The sequence below is a fragment of the Rummeliibacillus suwonensis genome (assembly GCF_007896435.1).
Lineage (GTDB): Bacteria > Bacillota > Bacilli > Bacillales_A > Planococcaceae > Rummeliibacillus > Rummeliibacillus suwonensis.
This window is the reverse complement of record NZ_VCBL01000001.1, coordinates 1150903-1173775: the sequence shown is the minus strand read 5'-3', so window position 1 is coordinate 1173775 and position 22873 is coordinate 1150903. Positions and strand designations below refer to the sequence as shown.

The following is a 22873-nucleotide window of genomic DNA, read 5'->3' as shown; positions in this document are numbered from 1 at the left end:
ATTCCCTAATTACTCCTTTGTTTGACTTCTGTCTACTAATTCGTAAAGTACACCGTATGATGACTTCGGATGTATGAAAACTACTTTTGCTCCACCTGCGCCAATTTTGGGTTTGTCAGATAAAAGGCGAGCACCTTCTGCACGCATTCTCTCCATTTCTTGTTCTATATCAGTAACAGCTAGCGCGATGTGATGAATGCCTTCACCACGTTTTTCCAAGAATTTATAGATAGCGCTTTCTTTTGTAAGCGGTTCTAACAATTCAATATGTGTGTTTCCTGCATCGATAAATGCCACTTTTACCTCTTCAGATGCTACTTCTTCTACATTGATCACTTTCATACCCAACACATTTGAATAATAGATAACGCGTTCATCTAAATCTTTGACTGCTATACCAATATGATCGATATTCTCCATTAGTCCCCCAACTCCTTCTATGTTGTATAACACAATTGTACATAAATTTTTCAGAAAACTCTAGTACTTGTTAAATAAATTATATTTGATAAAATTATTTTAATGAAAAAAAGGAGAGAACGAGATGAGCAATAAAAAAATACAGAAATTTGTTGTTATATTAATGGCCGTCATTATGGTTCTATCAATACTCACTTTTGGTCTAGCAATGATTAATTAATAATAGCAGTATAACCCTACTATGCTACCGGATCGTCATATCGACTATTTTGCTATTTTTCTTTTATAATACAGAAGATCGCTTTGATGATTGGTTCTTCACCAAAAACCGTGGTGATATTTGATCATGTAGTGTAAATGGGCTGGAGCGAAGCCAGTGTGACTCCTAGGAAATAACGTCCAGATGAGACCCTAGAGGGAGAAGTTTAAGGAACGGAGGGTTTAGACCACGTCCTGTGGCATCGACTACATAACCAACATCCTGTTTCCCAGAATCGGCTCATCGGACGCACACTGACAGAGTTTAAGTCCCCCCAAGTAAGTGATAGAGATGAATCTGAGTTTTTCTCGACTACTAAAATTTATGTCATATCATAATAGTTACGAATTTTGAAAATATGATCCATTCAAATTTTGCAATTATAGTTATAATGATCCTTTTCAAAAATAGGTTGCTTCAAAAGTAAACGTCCAATGACAAAATCATCATTGGACTTTTTAATGGTTGATTCCGTTTTAAGCACACTTTTCATAGACGTGTTTTGAACCTTGTCTCACAGTAAGGAGCTCTTTATCTCCTACTCTGTATTCGCTGAGCCATTAGTTTTCCCCTATTTATCCTCCCGAAGTTTACCTGTCCCTTGCTGTAGAGTTACCGCCCGTTTCATGCTTATTGGAGTATTTTTAATTCTTCTATCGCTTCTTTCACTACCTTTAAAATCCCTGTATAGTACTCCCTGTATTGATTACAATAACGTGCAAGTTCATCAAAGTGAGCAAGTTCCTGATCGATATCTGTAATCAAATCTTTTATAATCAGTTGAGTCATGCCGCCACTAGTTTTTCCAAAAGCACTAACTAATAATTGCTTTTTTTGTGCTAAATATCTTTGTTTATCTAGTGATCGAATAGATTCCTCAGTATAGTTCTGAATGGTTGTTTCAATCTCTTCGACTAACAAATTTGCTGAGTCCTTTGTTACCTTGTTTACATCTACCATTTACTCGCCTCCTACTATAAAGTGAAATTTCACACAATGGGTTTTCTTGATTTTCCACTGCTTGTTACTCATTGTGTTAAAGTCGTGTCTGATTACTTGTTATTATGGGCGATGCACATAGGGGGGTTCTACCATCATTGTGTGTTAGCTGAATCAACCGTTTTTTTGCGAGCAAGTTTGGTCCCACACTTTATCTTTATCCTTTGCCCATTCCTTGTGTTTTAAAGTAGGACCTTACTGCTTATATGGGATAAATTTATATCTACTACTAGATTATTTAATGACTAGACAATTTATGCGCTAAACTTATGAAAATATTGCACAGCTACTATTATTTTTTCTACCCTAATAAGTCCCATAATGTGGATTTTAATTAAAAAAATTGATAAAATCGATTCAACTCTATAAATATATTAGAATGAGCAATTTACTTGGAATTAAAAATATTTTATCGTATAGTAGAATCTCAGTACTATAAATAAGGAGAGTTCACTATGACATTAGCACAAAGTTCTTTAAGTAAAATTATGCATGAACGAAAATCTGTTCGAAAATATGATCCTCAATATAAAATCCCTCAATCGCAATTAGAAGAATTGATAGCAGAGGCTACTTCAGCACCATCATCTAGTAATCTGCAACCTTGGCGCTTTCTAGTCATTCAAGACGATCAAATAAAAAAAGAATTACGCAAAATCTCCAATAACCAAGAACAAGTAGAAACTTCTTCAGCCATTATTGCTGTATTAGGCGATATCGAAATGTACAAAAATGTAGATGAAATTTATAATAAGAATTTTGAATTAGGTTATATGAATGAAGCAACTAAAAATATGATGATTGAAAACTCATTAAAACTATACGGAAACCTTCCAAAAGAAGTGTTGACAAATATTGCGACATTTGATGCAGGTTTAATCTCTATGCAAATTATGCTTCTAGCAAAAGAAATGGGTTACGATACAGTACCAATGGGTGGATTTGATAAAAAAGCATTTGCTCAACGATTCGAATTGCCTGCTCATTTAACACCGATCTTACTTATTGCGATTGGGAAAGCAGCAGTTCCTGCCTATGGTTCATCCCGTTTATCATTAGATAAAATCGCTAAGTTCATCTAATTTCTTGTTGATTCACTTATAAATTATAAAGAAGGAGCCTTCCATGCAATGGATTGCTCCTTTCTTTTTGTTTCAACTATGTTTTAATTGATGGAGGACTTTACTCAATGGCTGTTCATTATCGATTGCTACATCTCGAAATGTAAGAAATGGATTCCCTTGCTCTTTAATGCGTGCTTCAACATTTCGGATCGTAAACAATTGAGGTTTTAGCGAATGATGAACCTCATCCCAATGTAAAGGTGTTGCGATCAATCCTTCATCATTTGCCCTCGGTGAATAGGGAGCTACAATTGTTTTCCCTTCATGGTGTTGAACATAATCTAAATAGAGTTTGTTATGACGATTCTTCTTTAAACGCTCCATTGTAAACCATTTTGGATTTTGTTCGACTAAAAAGTTACATATAAATTTGGTAAATAATCCTGTTTGTTTATATGAAAATGCATCTATCGGTAATGGAATATATATTTGCATGCCCTTTCCACCTGATGTTTTGATGAATGCAGTCAACTCAAACTGATCAAAGATAGCCTTCATTTGAAGAGCGGCTTCAATCGCTAAAGGAAATTCGTTGACTGAAGGCGGATCTAGATCAAACACAATTTCAGTAGGATGGACTGTCTGAATCGGTTGAAACGGGATATGAAACTCGATCGCTAATTGATTTCCTAACCATAAAAGTGTTTCAACGTTATTGCAAAGTATAAAATGTATATCATCAACCCATGTGGTTGAAACAAAATCTGGTACTATTTCTGGGCTACTCTTTTGGTAAAAGCTCTCACCTGGTACACCATGTGGATAACGAATAAGCGTTAATGGTCTGCTGCGAAGAAAAGGTAATATGAATGGAGCTACATTTTGCAAATAATAGATATAATCTTGTTTGCTTATGCCAATTGAGTGGAATACGGGTTTATTAGGATGAGTAATTTGAACGGACTCTGGTATCGGTATAAGTTGGTGAAGCATTTCTTCCCAATCGCACTCTTCCGGTTCCACGCTAAACTTAAATGAATGGAATCTAGGTTCCCTCAGCATACCGCCAAACAAACCAATGCAAGCGATTTCCACACAAATAGATGGCTGCAGCTCCCAGACATCATTTTTTAATTTTGCTCCATTTTCTTCAAATAATTTCATCAACGTTTTGAACTCTGCTTCTTTTAAACCATGATGAAATACAACAACATCAACTAATGTATCATCTCGATACACTGCCCCATTAAAATAACTATTCTTCTTATCAAATTTGGTTAAAATAACTGTCACATAGAGCCAATTTTTTATTTTTAACCAATTGGTAGTTCGAATGCCGCTCACCCAATTACTTTTCTTCTTTTTGGATATAAGCCCCTCTCCATTGTGAATCTTTATTTTTTCCCACAGTTCACCGGCGTTCAGAAACACATCAATGATTTGTAATCGAACTTGATTTTCATAATGGATAGAAGTTGGAAGTTCAGCTTTTTTACCAAATTTCTGTAATAACTCCTTTCTTTTGATTAGTTCTAAATTCGCCAAATTCTCCCCTTTTAGTTGTAAAACATCAAAAGCGACAAAATGACATGGAAATTCAACCGCATGTTTTTTTATGGAGCTTTGACTGCGCATCCTTCCACGAAGTTGAATGACTGAAAATTCACTTTTGAAATTATTAGTCAAAAAAACTAATTCGCCATCTAATTGCAATGGCAAATAAGCCCTTATTTTATCTTTTATTCCTTGCAAAAAGTCTATAATTTCCGGAAATTGTTGATTGAGATTTTTTCCATCTCGACTGATCAATGCGGGTTCATCCACCCATTCTAATAGGCAACGAAATCCATCATATTTTGTTTCGTATATCCAGTCATTTCCTTTTGGTATTTCTTCTGCTTGTGTTAGTAACATTGGTTTCAATATTTATCCAACCCTTGTGCTTTTTCAATAGTTTTTGATCAATTCAAATATCTCATACATAAAAACGATCAATGTCTTCGATAATAAGGAAAAAAGAAAGTGAGTGGAAAATATGCACACTGTTTGGAAAGGAAGTATCAGCTTTGGTTTAGTCAACATTCCGATCAAATTACATGCTGCTACTGAGAACAAAGATGTAAAGCTACGTCAACTGCATAAAGAATGCAATACACCCATTAGTTATAAAAAGTTCTGTGAAAATTGCAACAAAGAAGTAGAAGATACGGATATTGTAAAAGCATATGAATATACAAAAAACAAATTCGTTGTATTGGATGCAGAGGATCTAGAAAATTTAAAGAAAGAAAATGAAGATAAAGCTGTCGAAATTATCGATTTTGTAAAACTAGATGAAATCGACCCCATCTATTTTGAAAAAAGCTACTATATCTCTCCAGATACGACAGGTTCGAAAGCCTATATACTTCTTCGTAAGACACTAGAAGATTCAGGAAAAATCGGAGTAGCCAAGATCATTATTCGATCTAAAGAACAATTAGCCGTCGTACGTGTTTATAAAGACACATTGGTGATGGAAACGATCCATTATCCAGATGAAGTGCGAAGTATTAGCGATGTCCCCAATATTCCTTCCGAACAAACAGTTATCGAAAAAGAGCTTGAAACTGCATTAATGTTAGTAGATCAATTAACAACAACATTTGATCCAGATAAATATACAGATGATTACAGAACAGCGCTTTTGGATTTGATTGAAGAGAAAAAAGCCGAGAATACGGTTACCGCCAATAATGTGGAAAAAGAGCTTCCAGATAATGTGACAGATCTAATGAGCGCACTCCAAGCATCCTTAAATAAGACAAAGAAAAAAACAACAAGAAAACGAACAAAACCTTTAAAAGAGAAAACTTCTTAGGCATGAATAGAAAAAAGCTTGGACAAAACTAGTGACTTATCCTAGTTTTGTCTCTTTTTGTTTTTCTATTATAAATCCCTTTATTTTTAAGTTCGATTTTGGATTTAATTTGGGGGACTTTCTGGGGGACTAGCCTGTTTTTCTTGTTTAGATTTTTTTACCAAACGCCTATTTGACGGGCCTATTCCCTTAAAATCCTGTTTAATCACAAGGTATCTGTCCATTTCTTCGATGAACAAATATAACGAAGCCATCGCTAAAAATTTTTCATGTGTTGTTGGCAAAGGCAATTTTGCAAATTCTACTTTTACATCTTCTAATTTGCTACGATATTTATGGGTTGTATTTCCAGAATGCACGTTTTCGGAAAGTTCTTCCATAAAATCCGCTATAAGTTCAGCTTGTTCAACAATTACAGGCAGATTTGTGATTTTAGGTAATACTCTTTCAATGATTTCTAATTGTCGTTCTCGAATATCAAAATATTGATAGTACAAATTTTCATGACGAGTAAGATGGTTTTCTACATCTTGATAGGCAAGAGCCTTTGCTTTGTTGATCACTATGTTTGCCTCAACCAGTTCTTTACCATCCCAACTTGTATCCCCATTACGCAGATATTTTGTAATTTCCTTAAAAATGGAACTGTAAAGTGCTTCAATTTTCGAGCGATACTCATCTAATTTTTTTTGAATATCCGGCATATAGATATTTACTACTAAAGCTGTACCAAAACCAATAAGCATCAGCAATAATTCATTGATCAATAAACCCCAAGTAAAATGAGCCGTAGAAAAAATATGTAAAATGATAACGACAGAAGATACAAAACCAGGTGTCACTTTAATCATTACAAGTATTGGTAAAAAGAATAAAACCATTATTCCTAAAATCCATGGATGATAGCCCAGTAATTCAAAAAAAGTCACGGACATGACAATACCTATTAATGTTGCCATTACCCTTGTATATACTGCATGAATAGATTTTCGCTTTGTAGGCTGGATACAAAGTATGGTTAGAATACCTGCCGATGAGAAAAAATCTAAATGAAAATATTGTGCAATACCGATTGATAAACCAGCACCAAGAGCTGTCTTTAAAATTCGATAGCCAATGTGAAACTTTTTCAAATATATCCTCCTAAAAAAGAGCACTATAATTTTATATAGTACTCTTCTAATTCACCAATTATACTTCTTCACAAAATTCTTCAAAGTAACCTTGAATATTCGTAATAACAGACATTGGATCATGTCCTTCGATTTCATGACGACCGATTTCTGCAATAGGTTGACCATCTTTTAATAATACAAATGATGGAGATGAAGGAATATGATCTTCACCAAAGTGCATACGTGCTTGAGCAGTAGCCTCTTTATCTTGACCTGCAAATACAGTTACTAAATGATCTGGACGCTTATCATAACTTAACGCATGAACGGCGGCTGGACGAGCAATGCCACCTGCACACCCACATACAGAGTTAACCATTACGAAAGTAGTTCCTTCACGTTTGAACGCTTCCTCTACTTCTTCTGCTGTCTTAAGTTCTTCATAACCATTTTCAGTCATTTCGCTTCGTGCTTGACGCAGCATATCTTGCATAAATAAATCATAATCCATATTCATAGTAAATCGCTCCTTTCAATTTCAATTATTACTATAACAGGTGTAACGAATGTTTTCAAAGTTGCTGTTTAAAAACACATCTACTTAATCGGATTATAAGCCTACTCGCATAGCAATTATTGATTCTTATTCACGAATTTTCACTACCAAGAAAGCTTATTGATGAAGAAACCATCCGTTCAAGTGAAACTTTACACAGTGGAGATTTTTCATCCTCACTGTGTATGAGTTGAACGGATTGTTTTTTTCTGTGTCAAAAACTTTTTCATGAATAGTTTGTAGGCAATCGCTTATGAAAGTTACTTATTGGACAGTCTAATAATTTCTTCCACGATCAAATATTATAATTTTTCTACCATCACTTCTACTATTTCATCAATAGTTGGAATGGTATTTTTTTGATTTTGAACTAGAACGCTGAAGATATACATTTTTCCACTATTCCCTATTAGATAGCCGCTTAATGTATTGACACCGTCTATCGCCCCTGTTTTGGCGAAAACTTTTCCCTTTGTAATAGATGTTTTTAAACGGTTTTTAAGTGAACCGCCAATCATTCGATCTGAATATCCAGCAACTGGCAAACTATTAAAAAAGGTACCATACCATTGCTCTTCAGCCTGAATGCTATATAAAAGTTGTGTCAAAAGAACACTAGAAACACGATTATGATGAGACATACCTGAACCATCTTCAAACAACCAATGATCTATATCCAACTGCCTAGAAAAAGCATATTGCTTTAACACACTCAATCCTGCCTTTGTACTCCCCTGTCCCATTCTTAATTTGCCCATTGTTTTGACCAAAATATTTGCAATACTATTATTACTTAATTTCATATATGGAATCATTAGTTCAGCAAGTGGGATCGATTGTTTCTGTATCATTAGCCTCGCATCTTTTGGTGTTTTTTCACGATAAAATTGATCTTTCACATATTGAATATTGTTTTTCTTTAGTGAATACTTCCATAAAGCCATCGTATGTTTAGTTGGATTTTGAACCGTAATCCATTCTCTCCAATTTTGCCCAAGCGGCAAATTTCCACTAACCACTATTTTATTTGTACGATATTCTCTTTCGATTTTTATCGTACGATATTCATCTGAGCCAACTGTTTTTGCCTTATTTTCAATAATCAATTCGCCCAATTCAGGCGTTATTTTCATATATGGTTTTTCCCCCACTTTTTTGCCTATTGCCTCTACAATAATTGAACCCGCATCATAATCATTGTCCGGAGACATAGTTAAGGCAGTAACAGGTGCGGCATAATAATAGGATTCATCATCTTTTTGAATATCAGGCGTCAACAAATCTTGATCAAACCAATAATCATCTGCCACAATGCGACCCTTTATTTTTTTCAATCCTGACTGTGCCAAAAAATGAGCAAACTGATCAAAATCTTTTATGGTTAACGTAGGATCACCTGTGCCTTGTAGATAAAGATCCCCGTATAAAATGCCTTTTTTCACGTTTCCCGTCGTATAGATATTCGTTTGAAAGCGATAATCCTCTCCTAGTTCCTCTAAAGCTGCGGCACTGGTTAATAATTTCATATTAGAAGCTGGCTTTTGCTTTCTATTTCCATTTAAATCATAAATGATTCGACCTTCTTCATCGCGGATCGCAATACTCACATCAGCATTTTCGATCTCATCTTTGACAATTCTCTGAATGGATTGATCTAATTTTTCAATTTGTGGTGAAGCCGTTGCTTCAACAGGCATTTGTACGCCTGACAAGCTGAAAATAATCATACAAGTAGCGAGCAGTGAAGTGAACTTTTTTAACATTCTTCGGCTCCTTGTTCAAGTGATAGTCTAAAAATAGTATTTTTATTTTCCTCATAACATTCAGTCCGTTACTTCGTGGACATTTGAAACACTAAATTTCCTTATGCAGTCTTTTGCATTGGTAAAACGATTAAAACTTTTACATATTTAGTTTTATCGGTATTGCATTACTATATTCACCTTGAAACCAATTTAGTAATTTGAATCTATATCAATGTTTAAACGGTAAAATAGATATCCAATTTAAAAAGAGTTCAATTCAACATCCATTTGAATTGAACTCCCTTGTTTTAAAAATAATCGATTTTAACACACCTGATTAAAAAGCTTTTGGAAATTCCTATTGTGCTTTCCAAGTATTAATTAGATTTGTATGATAGCTTGTAAATCTAGGTGCCCATGAGCTTGTACTATTCACCGAAATAACGGATGATCCTTTTCTAATCGGACCACCACTCATTCCACTCGTCACGTAGCCTGTGTGTACAATGGCTCCGCTATTGAAGGAAGATATACTACCTGCTGATCTGTACATGTAGTAATAATTATAACCGTTGTAGACAATTGATTTATCTCCCGGATACCCAATGGTTGTTATCGAATCTCCAGTAGACACGGATGTGCTTACGGATTGGCTATAAGGATGGGAAGAGTTGGACAATTTGATAACTGCAAAATCATATAATACATCTGTTAAATAGATGGAACCTTCATCTGGTGGTGTTGTGGCAATCCACTCTGTGGAAGCATATGCATTCGTCGATGCAAATCCACCATAAGGTAGGCTAGTCCCATTTTCTCCTGGGTATACATACCAGCCAGTATAATATCTATTATGATAAGAATCATAAACACAATGAGCAGCAGTTAAAACTGTAGAGGAATCAATAAATGTTCCAGAACATGAATACCCATTTCCTGTGGCTTGGTCATAAAAGTCAATTTGAGCAATAGAATTGTATGGACTGACGGTTGTATCTGTCACTTTAACTCTATTATCAGTTGCAGAAATGGTTGATTCTGTAGCTGCAGAATTATTAAAATTTGAATTTTCAGAAAGGCCATTTGATACATTTGTTTTCTCATTTTTGATATACTCTCCTTGAGAACTAATAGAAGAATAAGTTTCTAAATCTTTTTTTGTGATTTCTGGTTGCTGAACAGGCTTCAGATTTTCTTCCTTAATGGATTCTTTAATTTTTTCGACTTGTTTTTTGCTAATCTGAGGAAGGGAAATATCATCATATACTTTACCTTTTTCTACACTTTCTTTGTTACTTTGAGCAGCAAAAGCGTTAGTAGCATTACCATTCGTCAAAAACCCTAAGAAAAATGTTAGTAATAATACGACTAAGAAAAATTTCTTCTTCACCTATATCTCCTCCTTTTCATTTTCAAAATATACATTTTCTTGTATATTTTGATTATAATAGATTATATAAGTTTTCGGAATATTTTGAAATAGTTATATTTTACTAATTAAGGAAGGAGTTTTATCATGAATCGTCATCGATCGCACATAATGATTATTGGTTTCATACTCTCTATCACATTAATGGCTTGCGGAAGGAGTGATACGGTGGATACTTTGAAAAAGATGGAGGTTACTATTCAAATTGAGGATACTACAAATGCAGAACAAAGATATTTGATTCACATCATGACAGATGGAAAAGAAACAGATAAGACAGCTGTCTTGCCACAAAACATGTCATTGATCACCAATGATAAGAAGGAAATTACAACCAGCTTGTATACTAATATTCCATATACAATAGGAGTTTATAAAACTGATAAAAAATCAATGGATGAATATTTTAGTCAACCAAAGTCTGGTAGTTCTGAAGCGGAACCACAGAAAGACAATCCGTTAGCTTCTAAGACCATCACACCAACGCAGGATACAAAGATTATTAAGATCACCCTTCCCAAACAATAACAAATGGATCATTGAGCTTATTTTTATGGATTAAATGGGATAATCAACACGTCTGCTTTCATAAACGTTTGTTCTCAACCATCCATGAAAAAGTTTTTCACACGAAAAAAGCTCTCATTTGAGAAAATATGAAACAACCATATGAGAGCTTTTGTTTATTCTATAAAATAGATCATTTGAGTAAAGCATAGCCGTATTCTATTTGCTTAAGCTGGAGTTGATCCCTAAATGTTCTCGTAGAGTGCGGCCTTTATATTCATCTCTAAATAAACCTTTTTCAACCAACATTGGCATCAATTCATCGAAGAATAACTGTAATGATTGGAACGAGCCTCCTGGTAAAGCTATTAAGCCATCCATAGCACCTGCCTCAAACCACTCTACGATTTCTTTCAACGCATCCTCAGCCGTGCCGACAACCACCCAATGAGCGGAACCGACAACTTCTGGTCTAGATAACAATTCTTCTACAGTAGGCTTTTGCTGTACAATCAACCGACGTAATAAATCGGCATGTGTTCGACTCCGAACGGGCATATCGGTATCAGGAAGTAAATCAGCTGTTATTGGCTGATCTAGTGGTAGGTTACTGATATCCATACCTAGAATCGATTGAACCGCTTTATATCTATGACTCATGCTCAAATGCGCATGCGCTTCTTTATACAAATCATATGCTTCGCTACGCGTTTTCCCTAAGAAAAAATACATACCGGGCAAAACTCGGATATCATCTGGATAGCGATGATGATCCTTTGCCCTTTTTCTTAAATCATCACGCAATTCAATGCCAGAAGCAATATCTGGTGTCGCTGCGAAAATCGCATTAGCAACCGAAGCGGCAAAGTTTCTTCCCCAAGTCGAAGCACCTGCTTGAAATAGAGGAATGTCTCCTGATCCATGGGCTGGTACATTGATCGGACCTTTCACACTAAAATACTTTCCAGAATGATTGATGGGAGAAACCATTTCCTTATCTACAAATTTCCCTGATGCCCGATTCATGATTAGTGCCTCGTTTGGATAACTTCTCCAAAGATTTTGGACTACATCCGTGAATTCAAACGCTTTCGTATATCTTTCTTCTGATGATGGCATCGGTGAATGATCAAAGTTTTCACTACCATCGATGGAAGTTACAATATTCCATCCAGCACGTCCGTTGCTGATCCAATGCAAAGATTGAAGCTGTCTTGCTACAACATATGGAGGATTGAAAGTAGTGGATGCCGTCGCTACCAATCCAATTCGTTCTGTTTCTCGAGCAACTGAGGTTAAGAGAAGTATAGGATCAAGGCTACTAAAACCGGGAGATTTATCAAGTAAATCACAGTTAAGAAACAAGGAATCCGGTTTGAAGACAAAATCCAGTTTCGCTTTCTCTGCCATCTTTGCGAGATCAACATAAAAGTCACTTGCGAATAAGTTTTCTACTCCACTGTCCTGATGTCTCCAACCGTTTCCGTTCATCCAAGTTGCTGACAAGGACAATCCAATACAAAGCTGTCTATTCGTTGTCATATAATTCGACCTTCCTTATAAAGAATTTTGCTACATCCATACTTGGTTACAAGCGTACAAGACAAGACGCAAAGCTTTTGAACTGTTAAGTATTACATTTACGATTTGGCTGTCGTCTTTCCTAATTCATTCTGTTCGGAAAATAACTTTCTCGAATATGACCGAGAAGAAATTGCTCGTATGAATCACTATGTAATCAAAATACGTATTCTTTCTATAAACAAATGAAAATGATAACTATTATCAATTATATTTTAGCCTTAATGATGAGTTCAATCTAGTATTATTTTGAACAAGCTTTCTACTGCATTCCTATCATTGATCCACCAATATATTGTCAATACGATGAAAGTTTCAAATATCTACTATCGTGTACCAAATTTTCAAGCACTAAAAAAGCTGAGTGAAAATCACTCAGCCTTTTTTGGAAACAACTGCTCTACACCTTGCGTGACAGTTATTTGTCCATGAAGTATTTGTTGTTCTAACATTTTTACTAGATTCTTTCTTTCTGGATTTCCATAGAAAGAATCGATTAGATGATCTTGAATCATCGATTGGAACCAGTCTGTTGTCTGTTGGCTTCGACGACTATCCCATATGCCATTCTCTTTACATTGTTTTTGAAATTCCAAAATGGTCTCAAGCACTTTGTCTAAGCCTTTATTTTCATAAGATGATGCAGGCATGGAACGAGTTGTCCACCCTGGTGTTGCTGGTTGTAAAAAATGTAGAAATTGTTTGTATTCAGCAACCGTTTTTTTAGCATTCAGTATATTATCTCCATCAGCTTTATGAACTAGGATTGTATCTGCAAGCTCCATAATGCCTTTTTTCATACCTTGTAACTCATCCCCTGCACCCGTTAAAACGAGCAATAAGAAGAAGTCAACCATGCCACGCACGATCGTTTCACTTTGTCCGACACCAACTGTTTCGATCAAAATGATGTCATAGCCAGCTGCTTCACAAACGAGCATCGTTTCACGCGTTTTCTTGTGTACACCACCAAGTGTACCTGCAGAGGGGGATGGACGAATAAAGGCGTTTTTTTCACGAGATAGTTCTTCCATCCTCGTTTTATCACCTAAAATACTGCCCCCAGTAACAGATGAACTTGGGTCAATAGCTAATACAGCGACTTTATGACCTTGACTGCAAAGCATTTTCCCGAATGTTTCGATGAACGTACTTTTCCCCGCACCCGGCACACCTGTAATACCTACTCGAATCGAGTTGCCTGTATAGGGAAGAAGTTTTTTTAATAGTTCTTGCCCTTCTACTTTATCATCAACATTGGAACTTTCAAGAAGTGTGATGGCTTTGGCTAGATGTAAGCGAGAACCTTCTCGCACCTTCTTTGCAAGCGCATCTAAATCTTGTTTTTCTCTCTTTTTCTTCACAAATTTTTTTCGCTTTGTTGGCTCCATACCATCGTGAATCGCTTTAACACCTGGTTGTACAAAAAGCGCTGATTCTTTATCGTTCATCAAGCTTCCTCGTAGCCAAGTTGTTTATAAATAATTTCGATGATTTTTTGTGATGCAATCGGCAATACAGTACCAGGTCCAAAGATTGCAGCTGCACCATGTTCATATAAGAATTCATAATCTTGCGCTGGAATTACTCCACCAACAATCACGATAATATCTTCACGACCTAATTTTTTCAATTCTGCTACCAGCTCAGGAACTAATGTTTTATGACCTGCAGCAAGTGACGATACCCCAACAACATGAACATCGTTTTCTACTGCCATTTGTGCAGTTTCTTCCGGTGTCATAAACAATGGCGAAATATCGACGTCAAAACCAAAGTCAGCGTATGCAGTCGCTACCACTTTTGCCCCACGGTCATGCCCATCTTGACCCATTTTAGCAACTAAAATACGTGGACGACGACCTTCATTTTCCAAAAATTCATCTGTCATTTGCTTAATTTCTTTAATCGCATCTTCATCTGAATAGTTCGTAGCGTACACCCCACTAATTGAACGGATAACTGCCTTATGGCGACCAGATACTTCTTCGATCGCATCTGAAATTTCACCGAGCGTTGCACGTGCACGAGCAGCATCCACTGCAACAGCAAGTAAGTTTTCTTCACCTGTTTCAGCGGCTTTTGTAAGACGTACTAAGTGACGTTTTACTTCTGCGTCGTCTCGTTCCTCTTTCATCTTATTAATACGATCAATTTGAGATTGTCGTACTAATGTATTATCAATATCTAAAATTTCGATTGGTTCTTCTTTTGTCAAACGATATTTGTTCACACCGATAATTGTTTCGGCTTTGGAGTCGATTTTTGCTTGGCGTTTTGCTGATGCCTCTTCGACTTTCATCTTTGGAAGACCTGTTTCGATGGCTTTTGCCATACCACCAAGATCCTCGATTTCTTCGATCAATTTCCAAGCAGCTTCCGTTAGTTCATCTGTTAGCTTTTCAACGTAGTATGAACCACCCCATGGATCGATTGTTTTGGTCATACCTGTTTCATTTTGTAAGAACAATTGCGTATTACGTGCAATACGTGCAGAGAAGTCTGTAGGAAGTGCGATCGCTTCATCCAATGCATTGGTATGAAGGGATTGCGTATGTCCCATTGTAGCAGCATTTGCTTCGATTAATGTACGTGTCACGTTATTAAATGGATCTTGTTCAGTCAAAGACCAGCCGGACGTTTGTGAGTGCGTACGTAATGCTAATGCTTTTGGATTTTTTGGATGGAATGTAGACATCATTTGTGCCCAAATTCGACGAGCTGCACGCATTTTCGCAATTTCCATATAGTAGTTCATACCGATAGCCCAGAAGAACGATAAACGCGGTGCGAATTTATCGATATCGATACCTGCTTTTAGCCCAGTACGAACATATTCAAGTCCATCTGCCAATGTATAAGCAAGTTCAATATCATTTGTTGCCCCTGCTTCTTGGATATGATAGCCAGAAATTGAAATCGAGTTGAATTTAGGCATGAATTTTGATGTATATTCAAAAATATCTGCAATAATCTTCATCGACATTTCTGGTGGATAAATATAGGTGTTACGGACCATATATTCTTTCAAAATATCATTTTGAATTGTACCCGATAATTTCTCAGGTGTTACGCCTTGCTCTTCTGCTGTAACAATATAAAATGCAAGGACAGGTAGAACTGCACCATTCATCGTCATTGATACAGACATTTGATCAAGTGGGATCCCATCAAATAGAATTTTTGTATCTTCAACGGAATCGATGGCCACCCCCGCTTTCCCAACATCACCTGTTACACGAGGATGGTCGGAGTCATAGCCGCGGTGCGTTGCAAGGTCAAATGCAACAGATAAACCTTTTTGTCCCATTGCTAAGTTACGACGGTAAAATGCATTGGATTCTTCAGCAGTAGAAAAACCCGCATATTGACGAATCGTCCAAGGACGTCCTACATACATTGTCGGATAAGGTCCACGTGTATTTGGCGCAATACCAGCTACATCATTGAGATGCTTCAGTCCTTTGTAATCGTCTTTCGTATAAACATTTTTCACTTCAATATTTTCATTTGTATGAAATGTTTTATCTGAAACTGCAACTTGCTCTTTTTGTAAAACATCTTCTATCGAAATCTCTGCAAAGTTTGGCTTGCTCATCGTTGAACCTCCTTCAAGGTATCTTGGATGCCTTGTAATTTCTCAATTATATTTTGACCAGCAAAGACATAACCGTTCAGTCCTTGGCTTTCCCAATCTTCATCGAATTTACCTGCAACATCTAGTAGTACGGATGCAGGTTTTGCAGCTAATAATGCTGGGATGACTTCTTTCACGTCTTCATCTATTGCACTAAATACGACATAATCTGCTGTTGTATTCTTTAACCATTCTTTTGCTTTTTCTACATCTGTGAATGGTTCTGTTGCTTCTGCAATAATGCCCGCAGTAGCGAATATACCCTTTACAAAATCTGTACGTGGTTTAATCTTTTTGAACTCACCATATGTTAGAATAGCAACATTTATCGGTGATTTTTTGAATTCTTGTCGAAGATCTTCGAAAGGTTTCGTAATTCGATTGACTTCGTAGAAAGTTTCTGTAGATACTTCCTCTTTTGCATTCGCAAAATTATTTGTTCCAACTAAAATCGTTTTACGACGTTCTACATCTTGGATGCGTTGTTCCATTATTTCTGCCAATTCTTTTTGAAGATTGCCTGATGCTACATATGCGCTGTAGCCACCTGCCTCTTCGATTTCGACAAATTTCGCCCAAGCCTTTTTGACTAAATCATGCGTTAATGATTCTATGTAATACGAACCACCAGCTGGATCTAGTACTCTTGTTGCATGTGATTCTTCTTTAATCACTAATAAAACATTTCGCGCGATACGAATAGATTGATTTGTTGGTTTCGTTACTATATCATGAGGATAAACAGTCACCACATCCGCGCCACCTAATACAGCTGAAAATGCTTCATTTCCGGCACGTAAAAGATTTACATACACATCTAATTTTGAAAAACTACGCAAAGACGTTTCTGCAAAGATTTTTACAGGTTGAGGTTTTTCCACACCATAGGCTAAAGCAAACGCTTTCCACAATACTCTAAAAGCACGAAGTTTTGCAATTTCCATAAAGAATTTTGTATCAACTGCAAACGATACAAAGAATTGCTTTTCAAATTCTGCAAAATCCTTGTTTTCTGCTAATTCACTTGCTTTTGCAAGTGCGATTGCTAATTCTTGAACGGCATTCGCTCCTTGATAGTGTGCATCTTGAATGTAAGCGTTTAACTTTCGAACATTCGGAAAATCAGGAATGGCCTGTGTTTCATTTGAAAGGATAAATCCTGTTACTTCTTTATTTTCAATATAATCAAATACATTTAAGACAGCTGGATCCACTACATTTATAACAAATGGATTTTTTTCAAGTAATGTTGCTAATTGTTGTAATGCATGCTTATTCCATTCAAAATTGACTTTACCAATTGTAACGTATTGGTTGCCACGTTCTAAGGAATCTTCTGTTTGTGCTACAAATTCCTCAATGGAATCCCCAAAAGCAGCTTGAGCTACGCTGAATACATCTTCATCTTGCATTGCTCGAATCGTAGATACTTGTTCCTCTAATTTGCCATCAACCTTTGCCATTAGGCTTTCAGCAGTGTATAAAGGTTCAAGAGTAATCCCCTCGATTGTTTTTGTAAATAGTGATTCAAATGGTTTCCCTTTTAGTGCCTTAATCGATGCTTCTTTCCATTCATCGTAAGAAGGCTTTTTAAATTCTACTTCTTTCATGTTTGTCATACGGACGCGATGACGCTTCCCCCCTTCAGTGATTCTACTATCTATTTTACACAACAATGTGACTTCATAAAAGAAAAAAAAGTCTGAAAACCGTAATAATACGGTTCACAGACTCTTATCAATATATGGAAGTGCTCTCTTTTGATGTGTTTTCGAGAATTTCCTTTATACGAGCGAGAAATTTCCCACTTATCAGGCCATCTAAAATTCTATGATCAATGGATAAACAAATATTGACCATATCCCTTGCGGCGAACATTCCTCCGTTCATTATAACAGGTCTCTTCACAATGGATTCGATTTGTAAAATAGCTGCCTGTGGATAGTTGATAATACCCATCGATTGGACAGAGCCGAATGATCCCGTGTTATTGACAGTGAATGTTCCGCCTTGCATATCTTCAGGCTTCAACTTTCCATTGCGAACTTTTTGGGCAAGCTCATGAATTTCCTTGGCAATGCCTTTGATCGATTTATCATCTGCATGGTGAATGACTGGTACAAATAAAGCATCCTCCGTTGCAACTGCAATAGAAAGGTTTATATCTTTTTTCTGAATAATTTTGTCCCCATGCCATTGTGAATTCATCATAGGGAATTCTTTCAATGCTTGTGAAACGGCTTTAACAAAGAAAGCAAAATACGTAAGATTATAGCCCTCTTTCTTTTTAAAGTCCTCTTTTATTGAATCGCGATAGCTGACTAAATCCGTAACATCCACTTCCATCATCATCCACGCATGCGGTATTTCTTGTGTACTGGTCACCATATTTTTGGCAATGGAACGACGGACACCTGAAACTGGAATTTCAACATCTCCAGTGCTGAACGATTGCACCAAAGAATCCGCCTTTAAATTCACTTCGTCAATGGCCTGTTGTGAAGCGACTCTTGTTGACTGCTCTGTTGTTTGGAGCGCTGATCGTGGGATAGCACCCATATCGATTATTTTTTGAATATCTTTTCGTGTGATTCTTCCTGAAGCACCACTGCCCTCTACTTGAGAAAGATCGATTTGATATTCTGTAGCTAATCGTCCAACGGCCGGAGAATATCTTGTTTTCATTGACTTTTCACTTGATATAGCTGTGACATGTTCTATTGTTTTTGGAACATTTGTATCTGTTTTTTCACTCACAACTGCTTCCTCAATCTGGATGGTACAAACGATTTCTCCAACTGCGATGGTATCGCCTTCTTGTGCGATAATTTCTCCAATTGTTCCCGTAAATGATGAAGGTAATTCAGCTGTTACTTTATCTGTTTGTACTTCAGCTAAAGCATCATATTTTTTTACTTGGTCACCTGGTTTGATTAACCATTTTTCAATGGTACCTTCTGTTACACTTTCCCCAAGCTGTGGCATTACGATATTTTGAATAGCCATCTAAGTATACCTCCTCTACCTTTATCGACTTCATCTGCTAAATCCTCAGATCACCGCATATACGAAATTTTGATCAATTTCGGATCTAGATGAATTATTTCAGCCTAAAATTCGGCTAATTCGCGTATGGCCTGCTCTACTTTTTCTGGATTCATCATAAAGAACTTTTCCATTGTCGGTGCATATGGCATTGCTGGCACATCAGGACCTGCTAGGCGTTTAATCGGTGCATCAAGATCAAATAGCGCATATTCAGCAATAATTGCAGCCACTTCACTCATGACACTACCTTCTTTTGTATCTTCTGTGATCAGTAAGACTTTTCCTGTTTTCTTGGCTGCTTTGATAATGGCTTCTTGGTCAAGTGGATATATGGTTCGTAAATCTAAAATATGCACATCAATGCCATCTTTTTCAAGTCTTTCAGCTGCTTGTAATGCAAAATGAACGCATAAGCCATAAGTGATAACGGTAACATCTTCACCTTCACGCTTCACATCCGCTTTACCGATTTCAATTGTATAATCATCATCTGGAACGTCATCTTTGATCAAGCGATAGGCTCTTTTATGTTCAAAAAATAGGACAGGATCATCATCTCGGATGGCTGCTTTTAGCAGACCTTTTGCATCATATGGAGTAGATGGGATAACAATTTTTAAACCTGGTTGGTTTGCAAACACTGCCTCTACCGATTGAGAGTGATAAAGCGCACCATGGACGCCACCACCAAATGGTGCTCGAATAACCATTGGACAACTCCAATCATTATCGGATCGATAGCGGATCTTGGATGCTTCAGAGATAATTTGATTGACAGCCGGCATGATAAAATCGGCAAATTGCATTTCCGCAATTGGGCGTAAACCATACATCGCTGCGCCAACCCCTACACCTACTATAGCGGATTCTGCTAAAGGTGTATCGATCACTCTTTCTTCTCCAAATTGTTCATATAAACCTTGTGTGGCCTTAAACACACCACCTTTTACCCCTACATCTTCACCTAGTATAAAGACGCGTTCATCTCTTTCCATTTCTTCTTTCATCGCAAGTGTTATTGCATCCATATAAGATAAAACGGTCATGTTATAACTCCTCCTGTTCTGCATAAACATATTTCAATGCATGTTCAGGTGCTGCATATGGAGCTTGTTCTGCATATTCAGTCGCCTCATCAATTTCAGCCATGATATCATTTTGAAATTTTTCTTCAATCTCAGGAGTTAAAATATTTAGTTCCTTTAGATAATTGGCAAAGCTCTTTACCGGGTCATGTGCTCTACCTTCAGCCAAATCTTCTTCTGAGCGATATTGACGTTGATCATCATCAGAAGAGTGGGCAGTAAGACGATAGCAAACCGTTTCGATCAAGCTTGGTCCTTTTCCTTCTCTAGCACGATCTGCTGCCTCTTTTACCGCCTTGTATACTTCAATTGGGTCATCGCCATTTACTGTTACACCAGGCATTCCATAGCCAGCAGCACGGTCTGATAATTTTTCACAAGCAAATTGCTTTTTTAGTGGTACAGAAATGGCATAGCGGTTATTTTCAATCATGATAATAACCGGCAATTTATGGACACCTGCAAAATTTGCGCCTTCATGGAAATCACCTTGATTGGAGGATCCTTCGCCAAGGGTCACAAATGTCACAAAATCCTTCTTTTGCATTTTGCCGGCAAGTGCAACGCCCACTGCATGAGGTACTTGTGTTGTAACGGGTGAAGAGCCCGTTATAATTCGATTTTTCTTTTGACCAAAATGTCCTGGCATTTGTTTACCGCCGGAGTTTGGATCTTCTGCTTTCGCAAAAGCAGATAGCATTAGTTCTTTTGTGGTCATGCCGAAATGTAAAACAACAGCCAAATCTCGATAATAAGGTGCAATATAATCTTTTTTTTGATCCAATGCAAAGGCTGCCCCCACTTGCGTTGCTTCTTGACCTTGGCAGGAAATAACAAAAGGAATTTTACCTGCACGATTTAAAAGCCACATTCTTTCATCTATTCGACGAGCTAAAAGCATTGTTCGATACATATTAAGTACGTCTTCATCGGATAATCCCGATACAGCATGTCTGTTTTCAGTCATTTTCTCATCTCTCCTTTACTGATGAATCGCTTTTCCTTCAACAGCTAAAGCTGCTTCTCCTATAGCTTCTGATAATGATGGATGTGGGTGAATATGTGCCGACATTTCCCATGGTGTCGCATCTACCAACATTGCAAGACTCGCTTCAGAAATAAGTTCCGTTGCATGAGCCCCCATGATATGCACACCCACAATATCATCCGTTTTGTTATCGGCAATGATTTTCACAAAGCCTTCTTTTTCACCAAATACAAGGGCTTTTCCAATGGCTGCAAATGGAAATTTTCCAACGGCTATTTCGATTTCTTGTTCTCTCGCTTGTTTTTCTGTTAATCCGATACTAGCAACTTCTGGATTTCCATAAATACAACGAGCTATTTTATGAGATTCGATGGTCTCCGGATTGAGCCCTGCAATATGTTCTACTGCATGTATCCCTTCATGAGAAGCGACATGAGCAAGTTGCAAGCCTCCAATCACATCCCCGATAGCGTATATATGAGATTCCTTTGTTTGATAATGAGGATTGACTTCGATAAAACCTCTATTGATCTCGATATCTGTGTTTTCAAGGCCTATGTTCTCAATATTAGCCTGTCTACCGACCGATAATAATATTTTCTCCGCAAAAAATTGTTGCTGTCTCCCCTCCACCTCAGCAGATATTTCAATATAGCCTTGCTTATCTTGAAGTGTTTCTGGAAGTATATGAGCATTCGTAATAATTCGAATGCCTCGCTTTTTAAATGATGCCGTCATGGCCTTTTGAATATCTTGATCCTCTGTTGGCAAAATCGCATTGGAATATTCAACAATGGTCACTTCTACTCCAAAATCATGCAGCATAGACGCCCATTCGACCCCAATCACACCGCCCCCTACAATCAGCAATGATTTTGGCAATTGTTGTAGTGTCATTAAATCATCTGAAGATAGTAGCCGACTACCATCAGGTATCAGTCCTTTTAAAGTTCTTGGTCTTGATCCTGTTGCAATAATGACATTTTTAGGAATCAGCATTTCATTATCACGATCATCATCAAATTCAACAGAAATCGTACCAGACATTGGTGAAAAAATGGATGGGCCTAAAATTCTTCCATACCCTTCAAATACATCGATTTTCCCTTTTTTCATCAACCCTTGAATACCCTTATGCAATTGATCGATAATGTCATTTTTTCGTTTTTGAGCCTGTTCAAAATTAAATGTAACATTTTGAACTTCCACACCAAATGTATGAGCTTGCTCTTTTGTTGTCCGATAAACTTCTGCACTGCGTAGCAAAGCTTTACTCGGAATACAACCCTTATGTAAACATGTGCCCCCTAGTTTACTTTGTTCCACAATGGCAGTCGAAAGACCAAGTTGTGCAGCACGAATTGCAGCAACATAGCCTCCTGGGCCTCCACCTACTATGACAAGGTCATAATTCTTAGCCATAAGAACACTCTCCTATTTTTAAAGTCTATATTATTTATACCATTAAATATAATTTATAAAATGTGATAACTGTCATATTCTAAAAATAAAATTTTATTGAATATGACAGTTTTATTTTTTATTACCTGGTACTAAATTATATCACAAATATTGAAAAA

19 protein-coding genes are annotated in these 22873 nt (G+C 36.9%); 4 read left to right on the top strand and 15 right to left on the bottom strand.

The window, feature by feature from the left end:
* Positions 1-9: 9 nt before the first annotated feature.
* Positions 10-420 carry a methylmalonyl-CoA epimerase gene (gene mce / locus FEU33_RS05475; RefSeq protein ID WP_146548407.1) on the bottom strand — a complete coding sequence of 137 codons (411 nt, stop codon included), beginning with the start codon at positions 418-420 and terminating at the stop codon, positions 10-12.
* Between the two features lie 124 nt (positions 421-544).
* Between mce and prli42 the strand changes: the two genes are divergently transcribed.
* Complete coding sequence (prli42, locus tag FEU33_RS19255; protein ID WP_186731324.1) at positions 545-640, top strand: stressosome-associated protein Prli42; 96 nt, start codon at positions 545-547, stop codon at positions 638-640.
* A gap of 669 nt (positions 641-1309) precedes the next feature.
* Here the strand turns inward: prli42 and FEU33_RS05470 are convergent.
* Positions 1310-1639, bottom strand: coding sequence for a hypothetical protein (locus FEU33_RS05470; protein WP_146548406.1), 330 nt, complete (start codon positions 1637-1639; stop codon positions 1310-1312).
* Positions 1640-2133: 494 nt separating this feature from the next.
* On the opposite strand from FEU33_RS05470, the gene FEU33_RS05465 reads away from it, so the two are divergent.
* On the top strand, positions 2134-2760 hold the full coding sequence (locus tag FEU33_RS05465; protein ID WP_146548405.1) for a nitroreductase family protein: 627 nt from the start codon (positions 2134-2136) through the stop codon (positions 2758-2760).
* Between the two features lie 72 nt (positions 2761-2832).
* On the opposite strand, the gene FEU33_RS05460 is transcribed toward FEU33_RS05465, so the two are convergent.
* A complete protein-coding gene (locus FEU33_RS05460; protein WP_342355267.1) occupies positions 2833-4656 on the bottom strand; it encodes a DNA ligase D in 1824 nt (607 codons plus the stop codon).
* A gap of 121 nt (positions 4657-4777) precedes the next feature.
* Here FEU33_RS05460 and ku point away from each other — a divergent pair, with 121 nt between their 5' ends.
* Entirely contained in the window at positions 4778-5602 is an 825-nt protein-coding gene (ku, locus tag FEU33_RS05455) for a non-homologous end joining protein Ku (protein WP_146548403.1), read from the top strand.
* 104 nt (positions 5603-5706) lie between these two features.
* Here the strand turns inward: ku and FEU33_RS05450 are convergent, their stop codons facing one another.
* From FEU33_RS05450 to FEU33_RS05435, 4 genes are all read right to left on the bottom strand, one after another.
* Complete coding sequence (locus FEU33_RS05450; RefSeq protein ID WP_146548402.1) at positions 5707-6735, bottom strand: aromatic acid exporter family protein; 1029 nt, start codon at positions 6733-6735, stop codon at positions 5707-5709.
* Between the two features lie 58 nt (positions 6736-6793).
* Positions 6794-7234, bottom strand: coding sequence for a BrxA/BrxB family bacilliredoxin (locus FEU33_RS05445; protein WP_146548401.1), 441 nt, complete (start codon positions 7232-7234; stop codon positions 6794-6796).
* Positions 7235-7575: 341 nt separating this feature from the next.
* Positions 7576-9036, bottom strand: a complete 1461-nt coding sequence (gene dacB, locus FEU33_RS05440) for a D-alanyl-D-alanine carboxypeptidase/D-alanyl-D-alanine endopeptidase (protein WP_146548400.1) — start codon at positions 9034-9036, stop codon at positions 7576-7578.
* A gap of 340 nt (positions 9037-9376) precedes the next feature.
* Positions 9377-10408 (bottom strand): trypsin-like serine peptidase, encoded by a 1032-nt coding sequence (locus FEU33_RS05435; RefSeq protein ID WP_146548399.1) that lies wholly within the window; start codon positions 10406-10408, stop codon positions 9377-9379.
* 126 nt (positions 10409-10534) lie between these two features.
* On the opposite strand from FEU33_RS05435, the gene FEU33_RS05430 reads away from it, so the two are divergent.
* Complete coding sequence (locus FEU33_RS05430; RefSeq protein ID WP_146548398.1) at positions 10535-10975, top strand: hypothetical protein; 441 nt, start codon at positions 10535-10537, stop codon at positions 10973-10975.
* 198 nt (positions 10976-11173) lie between these two features.
* Here the strand turns inward: FEU33_RS05430 and FEU33_RS05425 are convergent, their stop codons facing one another.
* The 8 genes from FEU33_RS05425 to lpdA form a co-directional block, all read right to left on the bottom strand.
* A complete protein-coding gene (locus FEU33_RS05425; protein WP_146548397.1) occupies positions 11174-12496 on the bottom strand; it encodes an NtaA/DmoA family FMN-dependent monooxygenase in 1323 nt (440 codons plus the stop codon).
* Between the two features lie 410 nt (positions 12497-12906).
* On the bottom strand, positions 12907-13986 hold the full coding sequence (gene meaB / locus FEU33_RS05420; protein ID WP_146548396.1) for a methylmalonyl Co-A mutase-associated GTPase MeaB: 1080 nt from the start codon (positions 13984-13986) through the stop codon (positions 12907-12909).
* Complete coding sequence (scpA, locus tag FEU33_RS05415) at positions 13986-16133, bottom strand: methylmalonyl-CoA mutase (RefSeq protein WP_146548395.1); 2148 nt, start codon at positions 16131-16133, stop codon at positions 13986-13988. The genes meaB and scpA overlap by 1 nt, the downstream gene beginning before the upstream one ends.
* Positions 16130-17845: a methylmalonyl-CoA mutase family protein gene (locus FEU33_RS05410; protein ID WP_341786501.1), complete on the bottom strand. Its 1716-nt coding sequence runs from the start codon at positions 17843-17845 to the stop codon at positions 16130-16132. The genes scpA and FEU33_RS05410 overlap by 4 nt, the downstream gene beginning before the upstream one ends.
* A 64-nt stretch (positions 17846-17909) precedes the next feature.
* Positions 17910-19178 carry a dihydrolipoamide acetyltransferase family protein gene (locus FEU33_RS05405; RefSeq protein WP_146548393.1) on the bottom strand — a complete coding sequence of 423 codons (1269 nt, stop codon included), beginning with the start codon at positions 19176-19178 and terminating at the stop codon, positions 17910-17912.
* Between the two features lie 104 nt (positions 19179-19282).
* Positions 19283-20266: an alpha-ketoacid dehydrogenase subunit beta gene (locus tag FEU33_RS05400; RefSeq protein ID WP_146548392.1), complete on the bottom strand. Its 984-nt coding sequence runs from the start codon at positions 20264-20266 to the stop codon at positions 19283-19285.
* Position 20267: 1 nt separating this feature from the next.
* The gene (locus FEU33_RS05395) at positions 20268-21272 is read right to left on the bottom strand and encodes a thiamine pyrophosphate-dependent dehydrogenase E1 component subunit alpha (protein ID WP_146548391.1); all 1005 of its coding nucleotides are present in this window, start codon (positions 21270-21272) and stop codon (positions 20268-20270) included.
* A 15-nt stretch (positions 21273-21287) separates the two neighbouring features.
* Positions 21288-22715, bottom strand: a complete 1428-nt coding sequence (gene lpdA, locus FEU33_RS05390) for a dihydrolipoyl dehydrogenase (RefSeq protein WP_146548390.1) — start codon at positions 22713-22715, stop codon at positions 21288-21290.
* Between the last annotated feature and the right edge of the window lie 158 nt (positions 22716-22873).

Bases quoted from the DNA above. Each gene is read 5' to 3' on its own strand.
- mce (WP_146548407.1), bottom strand. From the start codon at position 420: ATGGAGAATATCGATCATATTGGTATAGCAGTCAAAGATTTAGATGAA.
- prli42 (WP_186731324.1), top strand. From the start codon at position 545: ATGAGCAATAAAAAAATACAGAAATTTGTTGTTATATTAATGGCCGTC.
- FEU33_RS05470 (WP_146548406.1), bottom strand. From the start codon at position 1,639: ATGGTAGATGTAAACAAGGTAACAAAGGACTCAGCAAATTTGTTAGTC.
- FEU33_RS05465 (WP_146548405.1), top strand. From the start codon at position 2,134: ATGACATTAGCACAAAGTTCTTTAAGTAAAATTATGCATGAACGAAAA.
- FEU33_RS05460 (WP_342355267.1), bottom strand. From the start codon at position 4,656: ATGTTACTAACACAAGCAGAAGAAATACCAAAAGGAAATGACTGGATA.
- ku (WP_146548403.1), top strand. From the start codon at position 4,778: ATGCACACTGTTTGGAAAGGAAGTATCAGCTTTGGTTTAGTCAACATT.
- FEU33_RS05445 (WP_146548401.1), bottom strand. From the start codon at position 7,234: ATGAATATGGATTATGATTTATTTATGCAAGATATGCTGCGTCAAGCA.
- dacB (WP_146548400.1), bottom strand. From the start codon at position 9,036: ATGTTAAAAAAGTTCACTTCACTGCTCGCTACTTGTATGATTATTTTC.
- FEU33_RS05430 (WP_146548398.1), top strand. From the start codon at position 10,535: ATGAATCGTCATCGATCGCACATAATGATTATTGGTTTCATACTCTCT.
- FEU33_RS05425 (WP_146548397.1), bottom strand. From the start codon at position 12,496: ATGACAACGAATAGACAGCTTTGTATTGGATTGTCCTTGTCAGCAACT.
- meaB (WP_146548396.1), bottom strand. From the start codon at position 13,986: ATGAACGATAAAGAATCAGCGCTTTTTGTACAACCAGGTGTTAAAGCG.
- scpA (WP_146548395.1), bottom strand. From the start codon at position 16,133: ATGAGCAAGCCAAACTTTGCAGAGATTTCGATAGAAGATGTTTTACAA.
- FEU33_RS05405 (WP_146548393.1), bottom strand. From the start codon at position 19,178: ATGGCTATTCAAAATATCGTAATGCCACAGCTTGGGGAAAGTGTAACA.
- FEU33_RS05400 (WP_146548392.1), bottom strand. From the start codon at position 20,266: ATGACCGTTTTATCTTATATGGATGCAATAACACTTGCGATGAAAGAA.
- FEU33_RS05395 (WP_146548391.1), bottom strand. From the start codon at position 21,272: ATGACTGAAAACAGACATGCTGTATCGGGATTATCCGATGAAGACGTA.
- lpdA (WP_146548390.1), bottom strand. From the start codon at position 22,715: ATGGCTAAGAATTATGACCTTGTCATAGTAGGTGGAGGCCCAGGAGGC.